At 63.4% G+C, this 18,563-nt stretch carries 7 protein-coding genes; 2 read left to right on the top strand and 5 right to left on the bottom strand.

All coding sequences use genetic code 11. The annotated features are described in order from the left end of the window. Positions 1 to 7 precede the first annotated feature (7 nt). The gene (locus ASD52_RS09720; RefSeq protein WP_057224022.1) at positions 8 to 1,732 is read right to left on the bottom strand and encodes a GMC family oxidoreductase; all 1,725 of its coding nucleotides are present in this window, start codon (positions 1,730 to 1,732) and stop codon (positions 8 to 10) included. A gap of 273 nt (positions 1,733 to 2,005) precedes the next feature. Between ASD52_RS09720 and ASD52_RS09715 the strand changes: the two genes are divergently transcribed. Further along, the gene (locus tag ASD52_RS09715; RefSeq protein ID WP_025428350.1) at positions 2,006 to 3,187 is read left to right on the top strand and encodes an aminotransferase class I/II-fold pyridoxal phosphate-dependent enzyme; all 1,182 of its coding nucleotides are present in this window, start codon (positions 2,006 to 2,008) and stop codon (positions 3,185 to 3,187) included. Next, the gene (locus ASD52_RS09710; protein WP_025428349.1) at positions 3,177 to 3,977 is read left to right on the top strand and encodes a 4'-phosphopantetheinyl transferase superfamily protein; all 801 of its coding nucleotides are present in this window, start codon (positions 3,177 to 3,179) and stop codon (positions 3,975 to 3,977) included. The genes ASD52_RS09715 and ASD52_RS09710 overlap by 11 nt, the downstream gene beginning before the upstream one ends. Here ASD52_RS09710 and ASD52_RS09705 read toward each other — a convergent pair. From ASD52_RS09705 to ASD52_RS09690, 4 genes are read right to left on the bottom strand one after another with little or no spacing between them, the layout of a single operon-like run. Continuing rightward, on the bottom strand, positions 3,898 to 5,484 hold the full coding sequence (locus tag ASD52_RS09705; RefSeq protein WP_057207539.1) for a hypothetical protein: 1,587 nt from the start codon (positions 5,482 to 5,484) through the stop codon (positions 3,898 to 3,900). The two genes, ASD52_RS09710 and ASD52_RS09705, sit on opposite strands and share 80 nt — an antisense overlap. 24 nt (positions 5,485 to 5,508) lie before the next feature. Next, positions 5,509 to 8,313 carry a condensation domain-containing protein gene (locus ASD52_RS09700; RefSeq protein WP_057224020.1) on the bottom strand — a complete coding sequence of 935 codons (2,805 nt, stop codon included), beginning with the start codon at positions 8,311 to 8,313 and terminating at the stop codon, positions 5,509 to 5,511. Beyond that, positions 8,310 to 16,388 carry a hybrid non-ribosomal peptide synthetase/type I polyketide synthase gene (locus ASD52_RS09695; protein WP_057207537.1) on the bottom strand — a complete coding sequence of 2,693 codons (8,079 nt, stop codon included), beginning with the start codon at positions 16,386 to 16,388 and terminating at the stop codon, positions 8,310 to 8,312. The genes ASD52_RS09700 and ASD52_RS09695 overlap by 4 nt, the downstream gene beginning before the upstream one ends. Then, positions 16,385 to 18,334: a non-ribosomal peptide synthetase gene (locus ASD52_RS09690; RefSeq protein WP_025428345.1), complete on the bottom strand. Its 1,950-nt coding sequence runs from the start codon at positions 18,332 to 18,334 to the stop codon at positions 16,385 to 16,387. Before ASD52_RS09690 ends, ASD52_RS09695 begins: the two co-directional genes overlap by 4 nt. Positions 18,335 to 18,563 lie beyond the last annotated feature (229 nt).

Here is an 18,563-nt window from a genome sequence, read left to right as displayed (position 1 = left end):
ATAGGCATCAAATTCCCGGTACGGCGACCGTTTCCTCCGCAACCGCACGAGACGTCACCGTCGCTGCCGGGCGTCTTTCCAGCCGCATCTTCAGATGATCGGCAAGACGCATCGCCAGGCCAAGCGTCATCAAGGTCGGATTGGCGTGGCCGGGCGTCGGAAAGATCGAGCTGCCGGCGACAAAGAGCCCGTCCACTCCATGCACCATGGAATTCGCATCGACGACACTGGTGGTCGGATCGCTCCCCATGCGCGTCGTGCAGGACGGATGCGCCATGTCGGTGAACGCCGCCTTCCCATCGTCGTCCTCGGCTATCCAGTCGACCAGACGCGGCTGTGGAAGGCCATTGCGCACGAATTCGGAGGCCAGTGACCGCGCGAGCCGCTTGACGCTCTCAACCTCTGTTGGGCCGATTTTCCAGTCGACGCGCGGTATCGGCACGCCGAACTCGTCCCGTTGATCAGACAGGGTGACGCGGCTCTCCGCGTCGAGTTTCTGCTCGACCATGACATCGAAGCGCAGCGCGTCGGACCGGTGCATCATTCCCCGCTTCTGCACCTTCCGGCGGAAGGTACCTGCTGCCAGGAAGGCAGGCGACCGCGCGACAACAGCAAGATCACTCGCAAGTCGCGTGCGGTCGCCCCGCATCAGTCGCTTCAGCGCCGCCCAGGGATCACGAGCCGAATGAATCTGCACGGGATAGGCCGCACAGTTGACGAGCTCTTCGCGTCTCTGCACAGCGGGACTGAGGCGCAGACCGTGGAGATAGAACCGGGTCGCCCCCTTATCGGACAGGCCGTAGAAATTGAAGTGCCGGGCCACGGCGTTGATATCCCGCCGTTCGAACTGCAGAAGCGTCGAGCGGGGGTGGTCGGCGAGGTAGCGCCCGACGACACCTCTGCCATTGCCGACACCGCTCGACATCACCGATGTCGAAGCCAAAAGCAGGCGGGCGTTCTCGATGCCGCCGGCACACAGAACGACGGTCTCGGGCCGTACACTTGCGGAAGCTCCGTCAAGGCTCCGCAGATCGAGCGATGCGACGCGACGGCCACTCTCGTCAAGATGGATCGCCGTGACCGTGGCATGCGTCAGGATCTCGATGTTCGCCGCCACCAGCTCGGCAGCCACATTGGCAAATCGCATGGGCTCGCCGTGCCGATCACGCTCATGGCTGAACTGCCAGAAGAACGGGCGAAGGAGATCGCGGTCGAAACCGAGTTCGTCCGGCGGCGAGTGCAGCCGGCCAAAGAGCCTCTCGTCATAGAGATTGGGTCCGAGATTGAGCAGGCGCGCCGCGCGATCAAGCCCCGGCGCCAGGCTTTCGCGCGTCATCGGCCAACCGGAGACCGGCAGCCAGGGCCGGCGCTCCAGGTCGATTTCGTCGAAGCTCGCGCATTTGCCGATCCAGGTATGCGTGCTGCCGCCGAGCACCCGGTTGCGCAGCTCGAAAGGGGGGATGTCATTCAGCCATTCGAGGCTGCCGTTATAGCCGCGGCCGGGACTTTCGACGCTGTCTCGGACGACGGGTTCGCCGACATTGACGACGGCATTCAACGTCTGCTGGGCGGCCTCGAAGTCGGCGCCACCGCTTTCGATGATCAGTACCCGGCAGCGGCTGTTGGCGAATTCCCGAGCGATCGTCAGCCCGACGGGACCACCGCCGATGATTGCCACATCCGGACGAAACTCGGTGCCTGAGGGCGCTGATCGGAGATCGCGGATCGGCATGAAAAGAACTCCCACGTGCTACATACAGGTCGTAGCACCAGCGCTATCGCGCCGAAATCTCCCAATATGCATAGGGGAGTAGGGTAACTACTGATTTCGGCTAGTTGGAGCCTGCACACTTTGCTCAGGCTCTGGCCGGAAGTCCATTTTGAAACGATATCGCGACACGACTAGGCTTGATCATTGGGGCCGGTACCCCGCAGGCGATTTGTCTTCATCCCTGGACGCCGATGGTCGGCGCACACGGAGCCGGCGAGGATCGGAGGGTGCGGTATGGCGCGTGTAGGTATCAGGGAATGGCTGGCTCTCGCTCCGGTCTTTGCGTCAGGGGAGCTTGCCCGCTTCGGCGGCGACGGCAACGGGCCGCTCACGCGCTTCGAGGCGGATTTCTCGGCCAAGTTCGGCACAGGCCATGTGCTGACCGTCAGCAGCGGCACGGGCGCGTTGATCGCCGCTCTGGCTGCTGCCGGCATCGGCCCGGGCGACGAGGTGCTGGTGCCCGCCTATACCTGGATTGCCACGGCCGGCGCCGCACTGGCCGTCGGCGCCGTCCCCATTATCGTCGAGATCGACGAGACATTGACAATGGACCCGGCAGATATCCTGCGAAAGATCACGCCCCACACGCGCGCCATCGTCCCCGTGCACATGGCCAACATGGTGTGCGACATGGACAGCATCATGCAGATTGCCCGCCAGCACGGGCTCGTTGTCATCGAGGATGCCTGCCAGGCGGTCGGGCTGACCTACAAGGGTGTGCGGGTGGGCACGATCGGTGATGCCGGGGCCTTCAGCTTCAACCAGTTCAAGAACATGAACATCGGCGAAGGCGGGGCCGTCGTCACCGACGACGACCGGCTCTTCGCCAGGGCGCGCATGTATCACGATATCGGCGCGCTGTTTCGCGGCCACCTCGACAATGCCAACGAGCCGCCGATGCTCGGCATCAATCTCAAGGCCAGCCAGATCCAGGGTGCCATGCTGAACGTCCAGTTGAAGAAGCTGGATCCGATGATCCGCCGCATGCGCCGCCGCTACGATGCGATTGCCGAGATCCTGTCGGCCAGCAATGCGATGCGCATCGGCCCGCACAACGACCGGGACCATGCTGCCGGCCTGCACGTGATCTTCGATACCGCCGAGGAGGCGCGGGCCTTTGCTGCCGAAAACAAGCGCGGCGTGTATCGGCCCTACGATTCCAGCCGGCACGTCTACAGCAACTGGTTGCCGGTGCTGGACCAACGCACGGCAAATCCGAAGATGAACCCCTATGCCTGGGCGTCCCGCAAGATCGAGTACTCGCCGGATATGTGCCCGCGGTCGCTCGATATCCTGAAGAGGACCTGCCGTATCGGGCTCGGCGAGAACTATCCCTTGCCGCTCATGACCTATTTCGCCCGACGCATGGTGCGCCAGCGACCCGCTTCGAAGGGGAGCCTCGTCTATGCGACCTAGCTTGGATCGGATCGGTCCCAACTTCATCGACATCTGGCGCTGGAGCCTTGATCCGGCCCCGTGTGAAATTGACCGCTTGTTCCCAATGCTGAGCGGTGAGGAGAAGGCGCGAGCCTCCCGTTTCGTCTATCCGGAACATCGCCAACACTTCATAGCCGGCCGTGCCGGCTTGCGCCTCGTGCTCGGCCACTACCTCCACCTGCCGCCGCACCGCATCGGGCTGACCTACAACGTCTTCGGCAAGCCGCGCATCGCCGGCGCATCGGAGTTGCTGCATTTCAATCTCAGCCACAGCGCCGATGTGGCGATGCTGGCGGTCTCCGACCATTACCCCGTTGGCATCGACGTCGAAGCAATCAAGCCGCTGAAAGAGGATATTGCCGGACATTTCTTTTCGAAGCGCGAGTGCGCGGCTCTCGCGGCCTTTGCCGGCGACGACTATCTTAACGCGTTCTATCGCTGCTGGACGCGCAAGGAGGCTTTCGTGAAGGCTCATGGCGCCGGGCTATCGCTGCCGCTGGACTCATTCGACGTCACCGTCGACGCAGCCTCCCGTCCAAGGCTCGAATCCCTTGATGGTGACAGAGATGCGCCGCTGAACTGGAGCCTCTTCGACCTCGCGAGCCCGCCTGGTTTCGCTGGCACCCTGGCAGCGCTCACCCTCGGCAATGCCGTCCATCTTCGCTATAGCGATCACGATGTCCTGGCGCTCAAAGCGTCAGTCGCGCATCCAGCACATACCGATCCCCGGCAGCGTCAAAATGGTGGCAGCCGAGCAATCCCGGTTTGAAATCGGGCTTGATCGTTCTGATGCACCGCTCCCGGTAGTTCTCCAGGTCCAATTGCTCGATTTCCATGATATTCAGCCCGTAGCCGTAGATGCCGTGCGCATTGTGCTGCGATGGGCGGAAGACACGGCCCTCGCGCGCAAAGATCCGGCCGGCATTGCGGGCAAACGTGCTGCCGAGCACCACCGGATTGCGTTTGTGCGGCGTGATGCGCGCAAGCCCCGGCCCATCGACTTCAAAGATATGAAGCTCGCTGCAGTGATCCTCATAGGCGTGAAACTCGGAGAGGTTCGTAAACAGCCACCACCGCCCGTCATGGCGCGTCAGCACGCTGTCTGCGGCAGACATGCCATTGAGCGCGGTCGCATGCAGCTCCCACTTCAGCGGAAACTCGACGCAGCGCCAAATCTCGATGCGCCTGGACTGATGCGTCTCGGGCATCATGAAGATGTCGTCGCCGTCGCGGAAGACGAACGGGTAGGACAGGTGGTAGTCGCAGTTCAGCGCGACACCCACCGGCTCAAGTCGATCGCCGTCAAAGCGGCCGACTGCGATATGCGCCTTGCGGTCGCCATCGGCATAGGCCTCGTAGAACAGGTAGCACTCGCCTTCATGCTGAAGCAGAAACGGATCCGCCTTGATGTCCGTTGACGTCGGCGGGATTTCGACGGAAACGCCGGGCTCGAAATCGTCGATGCGGCCGCTGCCGGTAAAGAGCGTCCAGACGGCCGACCCCGTGCCGGCCTTGTGCTGCAAAGCCTTCTTCGCGCGCGCGACGAGCTGGCCGCTGAGGATGCCGAGATACCGGCCCAACTCGTCAATCGACGGCGGCGCGGCTTGCCGGCGCGCCGGCAGAGGCGTGGTGATAAGCTCCCCGGTATCGGCCAGTCGCGAGAGTTCGCGCAGCAGCAGGGTGGCGGCGCGCTCCTTGACGAAGTTGATGTTCCTGACCGCGCTGAACTTGATGTTGAAGGAGGACAAGGCGATGGCAACGGACGAGGCTGAAGCCCCGAGCCGAACGTAGAGCGAAAGGTCCACGGCCGGCGCACCGCTGGCCACTTCGAGATAGCTGAACCATTCGCCCGCTCCCGACTTCTGGTCGGAAAAGGAGAGCGCCCATTCGCCATAGGGCAGCTCGCGCACGGCGTCGTCGGGCAGACCGTTCGGCGTCATGCGGACCACCAGATCGAGACCGAGCTCTGCCACCTGCGCCTGGACGGCCCCAGGCTGCGCCGATGCCAAAGGCACGATACGCTGCTTGCGCGCATCGAAGTTGCAGGGGTTATATACCGCCTGGCGGCCGAACGCCGCCTGCTCGAGCCGATGGGCGAGCTTGAAGAAGATGGAGCTCCTGCCGACCCCATAGGGTGCCGGATGAACGAGCAAGGCGGTCAGCGCGTATCGCGGATCGGCCACGATCCGATCGAAGACCATCAGTTGCCAATTCTCGAAGTGCTCGTTCTGTTCGACCAGGACGGCGATGCGCAATGGTAGGCTTGTGACACGCATGGATGTTGCCTTCGCACGTCGTGTTCAGCGCTCGTCGGAGCGGAACCTGTTGATGACGATGGTCGCCAGGGCCTGAATGCTGTTGCTGTTGAGGCTATCCTCGTGCCAACCCTCGAGGTCGAAAACCTCGCTGTCCGGGGTGATTGCACCACCCCAGCCGAAGAGCAGCTTGCGCGCACGGCGATGGGTGGCTTCACTGCGGAACAAAAGCACCGACTTTTCATTCGTCGGTGGCGGACGATAGCGACGGGCCGCATTGACCAGCAGGTCGGTAACGTCGGCATTGACTGCTTCTTCCTGGGAATAGGTCCCCGCCCGCAGGCCCAGATGTTTGAGCAGGGCAAGCGTGAAGTTGAACTCCCTGAGATAGTCGACGAAGCTGATGCGGCCGGAAAAGAGCTTGCGCGTGAAGTAGCCGACGCGCTTCACCCGGCGCTCGCTGTTCCAGCGAAGGCGCCGAAGCCGGGGCTGCGACTTGACATAGCCCGGTGCCCAGGCATCGATGACGGCCGTGAAGCGAAGATCGGCGCCGCGCTCGCGCAGCTGGCGGGCAATTTCGACCGCCAGCACGCCATTGACGCAGAGCCCCATCACGCCGACCGGGCCTTTCAGAATATCTGCGCCCATACTGTCGACGGCATGCCCGGCGATCTCTTCAAGCGACATGGAGGCGAGATCGCCGGTGAGGTCCGCATGGAACATGTTGGCGTTATAGACCGAGACGGTATCGCCAAGATCGGTCGCAAGCCGGTAGTAGAGGAACGGATGATTGAGCGTGTAGAGCGTATAGGGCGCATCGGTGCGCCCGCAGGCCCCCACGCTCCAGGGATTGGCGCTTGCGGATTCCAGATCGGTACCGGTCGGCTGCGCTTCGCCAAACAGCGCAGTGGAAAAGCCCCCGAATGTCGGCTGCTTGAAGAGCAGCTCCAGGTCGGCCTTTGCCCCAAGCTTCGATCTGGCGCCGGAGAGCATGCGCAAAGCCAGCAGCGAGTGACCGCCGAGCGCGAAGAAGTTGTCGCCGGGCGCGACCGTCGGAACGCCGAGCACCTCTGCCCATATCGCAGCAAGAGCCTTGGTCTGGTCGGTTCGCGCCGCCGGTACTGGTGCCGAGACATCTGTTGGCTCAACGCGATCGGCCACAGCCTTGGCGAGGATGGTCGGCGGCGCCGGTATCCGCAACGCGGTTCGATCGATGGTGCCGCTGGCATCGCGCGGAAAATTGAGAAGCACGCTGACACCACCCGGCATCGCGGATTGCGAAAGCTGCCGGCTCAGATACTCCATCAGGCCATCAGGCAGGCGATCGAGCGGTTCGGTGATCGTCGGCGCCGGCGTGACGAAAGCATGCACGCGCTTGCCATCGCCTTCGACCAGCACCACGGCCGAACCGACGGATGGATGGGCCGCAAGCATCAGTTCGATCGCCGTTGCCGGCCCCGTCTCCACTCGCAGCGCCTTGATCTCCCTCGGAGGGATGACCAGTGAGGAAAGGGGCGCCGAGGGCCGTTCCAGCGCCGCTTCATAGGCCTCCTGCCAAAGCCGCAGAAGAGATTCGATCGTCGACTTTTCAAACAGGTCGGCATTGTATTCGATCGACATGCGCCATCCGCTCGGCCTGCCGATCATGATGAAGCTCAGATCGTAGATGACACCCGGCGATTGCGACGGCGCGCTGAGCAGCTCGAAACCTCCATACTGATGGTCTTCCAGGAACGCCTTCTGCAGGTTGAAGTTGACCGAGATCAGCGGGTTGCGCGAGGGATCGCGCACCGGATTGACCAGTTCGACCAGTTTGTTGAACGGCATTCTGTGATGGTTGAGGGCAGCCGTCACCGTTGCGGTTGCTAAACGCACATGCTCGGCAAAGGAAATGTCACCGGCCATGTCGAACCGCAGAACAACATTGTTGATGAAGACCCCGATAAGGTTCTCCAGATCCGTCTCGTCGCGCCCGGCGACCTGTGAGCCGAACATGACGGTGTCATGTCCGGTATAGCGGTGCAGCAACGCGCTGACGACGGCAGCCCCGAAACTGTAGAGCGAGACCCTATGCGCGCGGGCGGCGGCGTCGATCCGCTCGCTGAACTCGCTCGGGTTGTTGACGGACAGGATATTGCCGCGGCTGGTCTTGACCGGTCCGCGCGGCGTGTCGGGAATAACTTCGAAATAGGGCGCTCCGGTCAGCTGTTCGCGCCAGAATGACTTCTCGGTCTCGAAACCGTAGCTGTTCAGATACTCCTGCTGCCACAGCGAGAAATCGCCGTATTGCAACGGCAGGTCCGGAACAGCCGGCTGCCGGCCGGCATCAAGCGCCGCCGCGATCTCGCCGACCTCGCGGCCAAGCACGCGGATCGACCAGCCATCAAAGCAGCTCTGGTGGGCGGTGATCAGTAGAAAGCCCCGCTCGTTCTCTACCATCAGCAGCGAAACGCGGAAGAGGTAGGGACTGCTGAGGTCGAACGGCGCGCGCGCGGTCTCCTCACCGATCGAGAGGATACGCTGATCGCGCTGATCGGCAGGTACGTTTCGCAGGTCGATGACCGACATCCTGAAGTCGACTTGGTCGACCACCTGCTGGCAGGGCCTACCGCCGACTTCGACGAACCGGGTGCGAAGGGCCTCATGACGCTGGATGACTGTACGAAAGGCGGCCTCCAACGTCGAGGATCGGAATGCGCCTCGGATCTCCCATCGGACTGCGACGTTGAGCGCCGGATTGCCTAGCTTCAGCTGGTCGAGGATCCAGCAGCGCAACTGGGTCTGGGAACAGGGGAACTCCGCAATCACGGTGGGTTCGGCGACAGGTGCAGTGTTGCTTGTCTCTTTCATACTCTTGATACCTGCTCAAACCGGCGCCGCGCGCCATTGCGGAAATCTCTCAGCGAAGGGACCTGCGGCTGGGTGCCGTTCGGATCGATGTCGTCGCGTGTCTCGGCAAAGGTGGCGAGTTCTGCGATGGAGGGATGCATCATCAGATGTTTGGCCTCCAGGCGCAGACCGCTGTCGAGCATGCGGGCGGCGATGCGGAAGATGATCAGCGAATCCGCGCCGAGCGCGTAGAGGTTGTCCTCGACGCCGATCTCCTGCGCGTTCAGAACCTCGCGCCAGATCTCGCAAAGCTGCGTTTCCATGGCGGTGCGCGGCGGCACCCTGATGGCCGTGGTCTCGCGTTGCGGCAAACCACGCTGTTCAAGCGTCTTGCGGTCGAGCTTGCCGTTGGCCGTCTGGGGGAGAGCCTCCTCAAGCACCCAGAAACCGGGGACCATATGCGCCGGCAGGTTGGCCTCCGCATGGGCGGCAAGCGCGGATGCCGAGGGTTTGCTGCTCAGGTCTTCCGGGATGACATAGCACACCAGCTGCTTGTCGCCATTGCTGTTCGGGGCGGCGACGACGGCGCATTGGCGAACGCCGGCGGCGCTGGAGATGGCAGCCTCGATATCGCCAAGCTCGATGCGGAAACCGCGCAGCTTGATCTGCTGGTCGCGCCGGCCGAGCAATTGTAGCGAACCATCCGCGAGCCGCCGACCGACGTCGCCGGTCTTGTAAAGACGCTGAACCGTTCCCGTGCCGATGTCGATATCGGCGAAGGCCTTCTCGGTCAGATCAGGGCGGGCGAAGTAGCCGTTGGCAAGGCCCTCGCCGCCGATATGCAGTTCACCCGTGACGCCGATGGCGGCAACGCGGTTGGCCTTGTCGAGGATGAGGAGCTGCGTGTTGGCGATGGGATGGCCGATGGTGATCGGCTTTTCGCCATCCTCGATCCGTTGCACCGACGACCAGATCGTCGTCTCGGTCGGGCCGTACATGTTCCACAGCTCGCTTCCGAGGCCGAGCAATGAAGAAGCGAGCGCCTTGGGAAGCGGCTCGCCGCCGCACAGCATCTTGAGGTTCGAGCGGCTGAGGCCGGCTTCGACCAGCATCTGCCAGAGTGTCGGCGTCGCCTGGAGCACGGTCGCACCGCAGCTTTCGACGAGCCGCACCAGAGCAAAACCGTCGCGCACCGTGTGCCGGCCGGCAAGCACCACCTTCGCACCTGTGATCAGCGGCAGGTAGAGTTCAAGGCCGGCTATGTCGAAGGAGATCGTCGTCACCGCGACGATCGTATCGCGATCGTCAAGCCCCGGCTCCCGCGCCATCGACGTGAGGAAGTTGACCAGGGCGCGATGGGAGACTTCGACCCCCTTCGGTGCGCCGGTCGATCCCGACGTGAAGATGATGTAGGCCGGCGTCGCCGCGTCCGTGGGGACCTTCGGCAGTGCAGTTGCCGCGCCGGTTGTGTCGACGTCGCTATCGATGCGGATGATCGCGACGTCCTTGCCGGCCAGTCCCTCTGCCCGGTCGCTATCGCAGATCATGCCGGCAACGCGCGCAACCTCAAGGGTTTGCGACAGGCGGGTCTCAGGATGGGCAGGGTCGAGCGGCACATAGGCATGTCCCGATTTCATGATCGCCAGCAGGGCGATCACCATTTCAAGCGACCGTTCGGCGAGAAGGGCGATGCGCTGGCCCGGCTCCGGGACGGTCTTCTGGATTTGGCAAGCCAACTGGTTGGATCGCCCTTCAAGCTCGCCATAGGTCATCGTCTTGCCGTCGAGTTCGACGGCAATCGCGGAAGGCTGCTCGGCCGCCTTTTGGGCAAACAGCGAGAAGACGAATGCGTCGCGATCGTAGTCGGCGGCCATGTCGTTGAGGCCCTCGGCAAGCCAGGCCTGTTCGGCCGCAGACAGGAGCGGCAGATCGTGGATCGGCCGGGTGATGTCGGCTGCCAGCGCCGCAACCAGTGTCGCGAAATGGCCGATCCAGCGCTCGATCGTGCTGCGCTCGAAGACCTCGGCATTGTAGTCGACATCGATGCGAACGCCGTTGGGGCTTTCGGTCAGGTTGAAGAACATATCGAAGTTGGAGAAGGCCTTGGCGTTCGACGCGATCTTCGTCTGCAGCCCGCCGAACTCCAGATTGTCAGGAACCCGCTCGAGGTTGAACTGGATCTCGGTCAGCGGCAAGCGGTGCGTGTCACGCTTGACGCCGAGCTTACGGACGAGCGTGCCGTAGGTGTAATCCTGGTGCTCGAACGCACCGAGCACAAGCTGCTGCGTCGCCTTGAGATGCTCGTCGAAGCGCTTGTCCGACGAGACCGTCTGGCGAAGCGGCAGGAGGTTGACGCAATGGCCGACGAGCGTCTGGCCGTCGAGCAGGCTCTGCCCGGCCGAAGGCACGGCGACGACGATGTCGTCCTGTCCGGAGAGGCGGGAGATCATGATTTGCAGCGCCGCCAGCAACGTCGAAAACAAGGTCGCGCCGGACTTTGCACCTGCCTTCTTCAGGGCTTTGTAGGTTTCCGCCTCGATGCTTCCGGTGACGGTGCCGCCGGCAAAGCTGCGGCGATCCGACCGCGGCCGGTCCAGCGGCATTTCCGGCAGATCGGGGACGTCCTTGTATTGGTCGAGCCAGAATTGTTCGGTCGCGTTCGATATATCCGCATTGGGAGCAAGATCGGTCGCGTAGGTGGCAAAGGAGAGCGGCGTCGTGAGCCCGGCCTCGGCGTTGCGCATCAAGGCGGAATAGGTCGCGGCAAGCTCTTCGATCAGCACATTGATCGACCAGCCATCGCAGATGATGTGGTGTGCGGTGAAGACCAGGCGGTGACTGTCGGGAGTCATCCTGACGATGGAAGCCCGAACGAGTGGCCCATCGGCAAGATCGAAGGGAGTGCGCGCATCTTCGTCGATCAATTGCTGCAACAGCGCCTCGGCATCGTTCTCGCCGGCAAGGTCGATATCGGCGACATCGAGCACGAAATCGGGAATGAACTCGAAATGATCCCCCGCCCGGCCGAACCGGATCTGCAGCGCATCATGGCGTGCGACTACGGCATCAAGCGCCCGGCCCAAGCGTTCGCGATCCAGCGGCCCGTCCAGAACCATCGTGAAGGACTCGTTGAAGGAGCAGGAGGCTTCATCGCCGACCTGGGCGGCCAACCAGATTTCCTTTTGCGCTTCCGTCAGCGGCGCCGTTGACGGTCGGGCAGTTGCCACATCAGCAGGCTCCGGCGCGATATCCTCTGCCTGGCGTTGCGTGCCGAGGATGCCGACCGATTGGAACGCATCAAGACTGGTGCGGAAGGCGGCAGCGATCGCCTGGAAATCCGCCTCGCTGTGGGCGGTCGTCAGGAAGCAGGGATAGCCGTCCTGGATATGAATACCCTGCATGCGCATCTTGGCATAGAGGAGCGAGCCCAGCGGATCGTCGCTGCCGAAGTCGGCAAAGAACCAGCTCTTGTAGCTGTTGATGGTCTTGGCGATACCGCGCCGGGCGAGATCCGCATTGATCTCGGCGACCAGAGCCTGCGTGCGATCGGCGACGGCGCCATAGAGTGCGGCGCCCTCGCCCCTGATGTGCTGAAGAACGGCCCGCGCCGCCGCAAGCACGAGCGGATGGCGCACGAAGGTCCCGGCAAAGAAGGTCGGCGCGGTCATCGGAACGCTATCGTCGCCATAATTCCAGCATCCGCCGTCGAGTGCATCCATGAAGCGGCTGTCGCCCACCAGCACGCCGATCGGCATGCCGCCGCCGATGACCTTGCCATAGGTCGCCATGTCGCCCTTGATGCCCCAGACGGCCTGCATGCCACCGGGATCGACGCGGAAGCCGGTGACGACCTCGTCGAAAACCAGCGCGAATTCGGATTTCGTGGCAATAGCACGCAGCTCGCGCACAAACTCGACCGGCCGTAATTCCGGATGACGGCTCTGGACCGGCTCGATGATCACCGCGGCGATATCGCCGGCATTGGCCTTGATCCAGTCAAGACTTTCCGGATCGCCGTAGCGAAGAACCGTCATGTTGGCGACGGAGGCGGCAGGGATGCCGGCGGCGACCGGTATCGCGACCGGCGCACCAGCCCGGTTCCGGCCCTTGACCAGCACCTCGTCGAACTGCCCGTGATAGTCGTTGCCGAAAATCACGATCCGATCCCGGCCGGTCACCGTGCGCGCCACCCGCATGGCCGCCATGACGGCCTCCGAGCCGGTGTTGCAGAAGGTCACGCGTTCGTGCCCGGTCATCTCTGCGATCAGTTCCGCGACTTCGCCGGCAAGCGGCGTCTGCGGGCCGATGGCAAATCCGGCGTCGGCCTGCGCCTTCACCGCCTCGACGACGAAATCCGGCGCATGGCCGAAGGCCGTCTGACCCATGCCGTTGACCAGATCGATATATTCATTGCCGTCGACGTCCCAGATGCGCGATCCCTTCGAACGATCGGAAACGACGGGGAAGACCATCTCCTTCCAGTCCTGGCGGAAACCGGCAGCGGTGCGCGGATCGGCGAGCCACTTCCGGTTCTGGCCGGTGAAGCTCTTCGATTTCCCGTTCCGTGCCTCGTAGGCGGCGATCAAGTCGGCGACGAACGCCTGCTTCTGTGGGGTCATCTCGGTCGAAAGGCTCTTGGCGCCGGGACGGTAGAGCTTGATGCGCTCCGCTCCGATTTCGCCATCGGCGGTGCGATCGACCTCAATCTTCGATACCAGCTGCGGCTCAATCGTCGCGATCGGAGGGGCGATCGCCGCCGCAACAATGGTCGACTGTGCGGAAGGGGCTGCGACGGAACCTGTCGCCTGGAGCACCTGCAACTGCTGCGTAACGATCGTCTGCAGCATCTGCAATTGCGACTGGAGGACGGACTCGATGCCGGCAACAGTCGCGGCTGTGGTGACGGGGGCAACGGTAAGCGGCAGGGCCGCCTGCGCTGCGACGGCGGGCGCCGCGGCGACTGCGAGCGACGGCAGGGCCACCGGTGCGGATGCCGGCGCCTGCTGCGGCTCGGGCGGCAGCTGCCGGTCGAGATGCGCGGCCAGATCCTGGATGCTGGGAATGTTGCTCAGCAGCTCCCGGAACGAGAGCTTGATCTTGTAGTCTTTCTCGATCCTTTGCGCGAACTGGCCGATGAAGAGCGAGTCAAAGCCGAGCTCCAAGAATGTCGCACCCGCCTCGCCCGGTCCGAGCGCCTCCCCCGACATGTCGCTGAGCAGGGTGATGAGGGAGGTTTGCAAGGCAGGGATACGGCTGGCAGCAGCAACTGGTGTGGCAACATTCATGATTTTGATCCCGTCAAACGGTTGCGCTTGAGTGTCGGTGGAAGATGGCTCGGCGGCAGGGAGCTGCTCGGCCGACGATGCCGGCCGGCCTTCGCCGCGCCGTGCGGAGGCAGGAGCGTCAATCCAGTGGCGCTGCCGCTGGAACGGATAGGTCGGCAGAATGAGCGGGGTTTTGCTCGCGGACGACGTCGGCCAGTTGAGGTCGCAGCCCGACATCCAGAGCTTGCCGTGGGCCTCGGCGAGGGTTTCACCGGCGGCATGCGCGCGATCATGTTCCGGCAGCGACTGGACGACGGCAGTGACCGCATCGCGGCTGAGCGTCTGGGCCGCAAAGACCGACAGGGTGCGACCGGGGCCGACCTCCAGCAGGACGGGCTTGCGCCCGTCGCAAAGGGTCGCCAACCCGTCGGAAAACCGGACGGCGGCGCGGCAATGCTTCGCCCAGTAGTCAGGCGACATGCCCTGTTCGATCGTCTGCCATTGGCCGGTGACGCACGAGATATACGGCGTTATGGCAGTGCCGTAGGTGACCTTTGCCGTCTCTTCGCGCAGGGCTTCGGTAACGCCGTCCATCATGGCGGAATGAAACGCATGCGAGGTGTGAAGCCGGCTGAAGGCGATGCCGGCGCGCTCCATCGCAGCGCACGCAGCATCGACGGCAGCGAAGGTTCCGGAGATCACGCAGAGTTTCGGGGCGTTGACCGCAGCGATTTCGACCTCGTCGCCAAGATAGGCTGAGACTGTCTCCACATCCGCCCGCACGGAAACCATCGCGCCCTGGGGCTGCGACTGCATCAAGCGGCCGCGCGCGGTCACGAGCCGCAATCCGTCCTCGAAGGAAATGACGTTGGCAAGCGTCGCGGCGACGAATTCGCCAACGCTGTGACCGATCATGACATCGGGTTTCAAGCCGCGGCTCATCCATAACCGCGCGAGCGCATATTCGACGAGATAGAGGCACGGCTGCGCGATGCGCGTCTCGCGCTGTTCGTCGGCCATGGCCTGGCTCACCGTGCCGCTGTGGCAGATGAAATCGCGCAAGTCGGTTTTTAAAGGTGCCCGGAGCAGCTCCGTGCCCCTGTCAATCCAGCGGGTGAATTCCGGTTCGCGGCTGTAGAGTGCCGCGCCCATGCCGACATATTGCGAGCCCTGGCCGGGGAACATGAAGGCGATCGGCGGCCTTTCGGTGGCAACGCCACTTGCTACGCGCTCGCTGCCGAGGCGCTCAATCGCCTGCTCGATATCGTTGGCAGCTATGGCGGTGCGATGGCTGAAAGCGCGCCGACCGGTCTGCAGCGTGTGCGCGACCTGCGACAGTGGCAAAGCAGGGTTCGCCTGCAGGTGATCGCGCAGGTTCGCCCGCATGGCCGCAAGTGCTGCCTCGTTGCGGGCAGACAGCGGCAGAATGTGAGGCCCCCGCGCCACGTCGTCGACATTGCCCTGCGACGCGGGCGCCTGCTCCAGCACGAGATGCACATTGGTGCCGCCGACGCCGAACGAGCTGACGCCGGCGCGGCGCGGACCTTCGGTGGCCGGCCAGTCGGTGGTGCTGGCGGGAATATAGAAGGGACTGTCGTCGAGATTGATGCGCGGGTTCGGCCGCTGATAATTCGCCATTCCCGGTATCTTGGCGTGATAGAGCGCCAGCGCAGTCTTGATCAGCCCGCTGACGCCGGCAGCGGCATCGAGGTGACCGACATTGCCCTTGACCGAGCCCAGGGCACAAAGCTGCCGCTTGTCGCCTGCCTCGGCAAAGGCGCTGCGCAATCCGCCGAACTCGATCGGGTCACCAAGCGGGGTCGCGGTGCCGTGGCATTCGACATAACCGATTGTCGAAGGATCGACCCCCGCGTTTGCCAGAGCAGACGAAATCGCGTCCGCCTGCCCCTCGACGCTTGGCGCGGTAAACCCGATCTTGTCCGAACCGTCGTTGTTGATGCCGTAGCCGCGAATGACCGCGAAGATCCTGTCGCCATCCCTCAGCGCGTCTTCCAACCGCTTCAACAGCACGATGCCCGCGCCGCTGCCGAAAACCGTTCCAGCCGCCTGTTCGTCGAACGGCCGGCAGACGCCATCGGGCGAAACCATGCCGCCCTCCTGGTAGATATAGCCACGCCGTTGCGGGATCGTGATCGATACACCACCGGCAAGGGCCATGTCGCAGCTGTAGGTCAGCAGGTTCTGGCAGGCCTGCGACACGGCCAGCAGCGACGTTGAGCAGGCCGACTGGATGGCGATCGCCGGTCCGCGCAGGTTGAACTTATAGGCGATGCGGGTCGCTAGAACGTCCGTCACTGAACCGACGATCTGCTGGAAGCAACCGATCTGGTAGTTGGAGGTGAACTCCTCGACCTTCGCCCGCTCACCCAGGACATTGTTGATGAGATAGGTGGGCATCGAGGCGCCTGCGAAGACGCCGACCAGGCCGGGATAGCGGTGAGGATCGTACCCGGCCCGCTCGAGCGCTTCCCAGCAGACCTCGAGAAAGACGCGGTGCTGCGGATCGGTGACCGCCGCTTCCCGCGGGAACATGCCGAAGAACTCGGCGTCGAACATGTCGACATCCGGGAGCTGCGGCCGGGCTGGAACGTAGTTTGCGGCAGCACGTTCCTCGTCAGTGAATGCGTCTTCGATCTCGTCCGGCCTCAGTTTCAAAAAGGCATCCCGCCCCTCACAGACGAGATCCCAAAGCGCCTCCACCGACGGAGCGCCCGGGAACCGACCGGACATGCCGATGATCGCAATGCCGGTCACGTCCTGGTCATTGCGATCCGAGCCGCGGGCGTCGTCTGCATCGTTGAAAACGGTCATGAAGCGCTCCTGCGGAAGTGGGAGATGTTCTTCTTTTGCAGCGCCGCACGTTCGGCCGCCGTCATCGCTCGGGCACTGGCCGACGACTTTCCATCGAGGAAGTCCGCCAACTCGTGAATGGTCGGGTGCTTGAACAGGGCAACGACATCGATCGACCGGCTGAGGTTGACCTCCAGCGCCGCATGCACCCGCATCAGCTGCAGCGACGTGCCGCCGAGATCGAAGAAATTGCGATCAAGCTCTACGGCCTGCTGGCTGAGCACGTTGCGCCAGAGGTCTTGCAAGAGTGCCTCGGTCCGACTGGCGACTGGCGCGTTCTCGGCCGGCAACGCATCCACCGGCAGCGGAAGCCTGGCGCGGTCGACCTTGCCCGATTGATGCAATGGCAATTCGTCAAGCACGATCACCGCGCTCGGGATCATGTAGGCGGGCAGGCTGTTGCGCAGTCTCTCCATCACGTCGCGGATCAGCTCGGCGTCGTCTGCGCGGGTGCCCTCACGTGGGCACAGGTAACCAACGATGCGCTTGTGCGACTGATCCAGATTCTGGCAGATGACGACACCGTCGGCGAGCCGCGGATCGCGACGCAAGGCGGCCTCGATCTCGTCAAGCTCGATGCGCTTGCCATTCAGCTTGATCTGCCGGTCACGCCTGCCCCGGAAAAGCAGGATGCCGTCGTCGCTGAGCACCGCGAGATCGCCTGTCAGATAGCCGCGCACGTCTCCCTGTTCGGTGCGGATGGTGATGAACCGTTCTGCCGTCAGCTCGGGGCGTCGGAAATAGCCGATGGCGACGCCCTCGCCGGTGAGGACAAGCTCTCCCTCTATGCCGCGCCCGACCGGGCGACGGTCCTCGTCGACGATCAGTATACCGGTGTGGCTGACGGCGCCGCCGATCGGCACGTCCTTGCCGTCGAACCCCGCGGGGATGTCGAAGGCGGTGGCCAGAACAGTGATTTCCGTTGGCCCATAGAGGTTTGTCAGTCGGCAGTCCGGATGCGCCTTCTGAAAGCGTTTGATGTGCTCGGCAGAGGCGACTTCGCCGCCGAACATCATATGCCGCAACGTCGGCAGTTCGCCGCAGGAGAAATCGGCGAGCAGGTTGAACAGGCCGGTGGTCAGCAAGGAGGAGGTAACGCCGTTGTCACGGATGACATCCCTAAGCCGGCCGACCGAGAAATTTCCGTCCGGCAACCCGGCGATGGTCCCACCGTTCGTCAATGTCGTCCAAATCTCGAACGTGGAGGCATCGAAAGCGATTGTTGCCGCGTGCAGCATCACGTCGGCACTGCCGATCTGCACGTAATTCTGATCGAGCGCGAGCCGGGTAATGCCACGATGCGGAATGGAGACGCCCTTGGGTCGACCGGTCGAACCCGACGTGTACATGACGTATGCCATGTCGCCGCCTTCGCAGGGTACTGGCTCGAACGGCTTCCTCTCGGCTTGCTGCGCGAGATCGGCGACGATCGCGTGAAGATCGGCGATCGTGCCCTTGACGCTCGGCACAAGGCGCATCGTGGCAAGCGAGCAGGTATCGACGAAGACCACCTTGGGCTCGCAGTCGCCGATGACATAGTCGAGATGATCGACGGGAAAAGTCGTATCGAGCGGCAGATAGGCGGCGCCGACCTTGAGGGTGGCCAGCATGGCGACGATCGTTTCGAGGGAGCGTGGGACGAAGAGGCAGACGATATCGCCCTTCGTGACGCCCGCATCGATCAGATAGGTGGCAAGCGCATCGGACATCAGCTCAAGCTCGCCATAGCTGATCGAGTGGTCGTCGAAGACGATTGCCGTCGCCTGCGGAGCCGCCTGGGCGTGCCGGTGAACGACGGCATGAACCGAGTGCTCCGGGTCGTAGTGCACGGTTTCCTGCGAGCGGCCCGTCACGCGCCCGGACTTCACCGCCGAATCTTCTGCGCCGAAAAATCGGAACTCAGCCATCGTTCGCCTCCTGTCCCTCTCGCCTCACTGCCCGGCGGGACGGCTCAAACGCCCTCCCGGCAATGGGCAGCTCGCGAATTTTGCTGCAATGCCGTCGTCAGCCAGAATTCCATGGTGGCGAAAAATGAACAGCTGATCATTGGGATAGCCGCACCGACGCATCGCCATCAAAAGGGTTAGGCCCGCTTAGTCCTTAAGGGGATGGAAGCCACGGCTATGCACGGACGAG

The organism is Ensifer sp. Root142 (assembly GCF_001426785.1).
Lineage (GTDB): Bacteria > Pseudomonadota > Alphaproteobacteria > Rhizobiales > Rhizobiaceae > Ensifer > Ensifer canadensis.
Note: the sequence above shows the minus strand (reverse complement) of the source record. Positions and strands in the feature narration are given on the sequence as shown.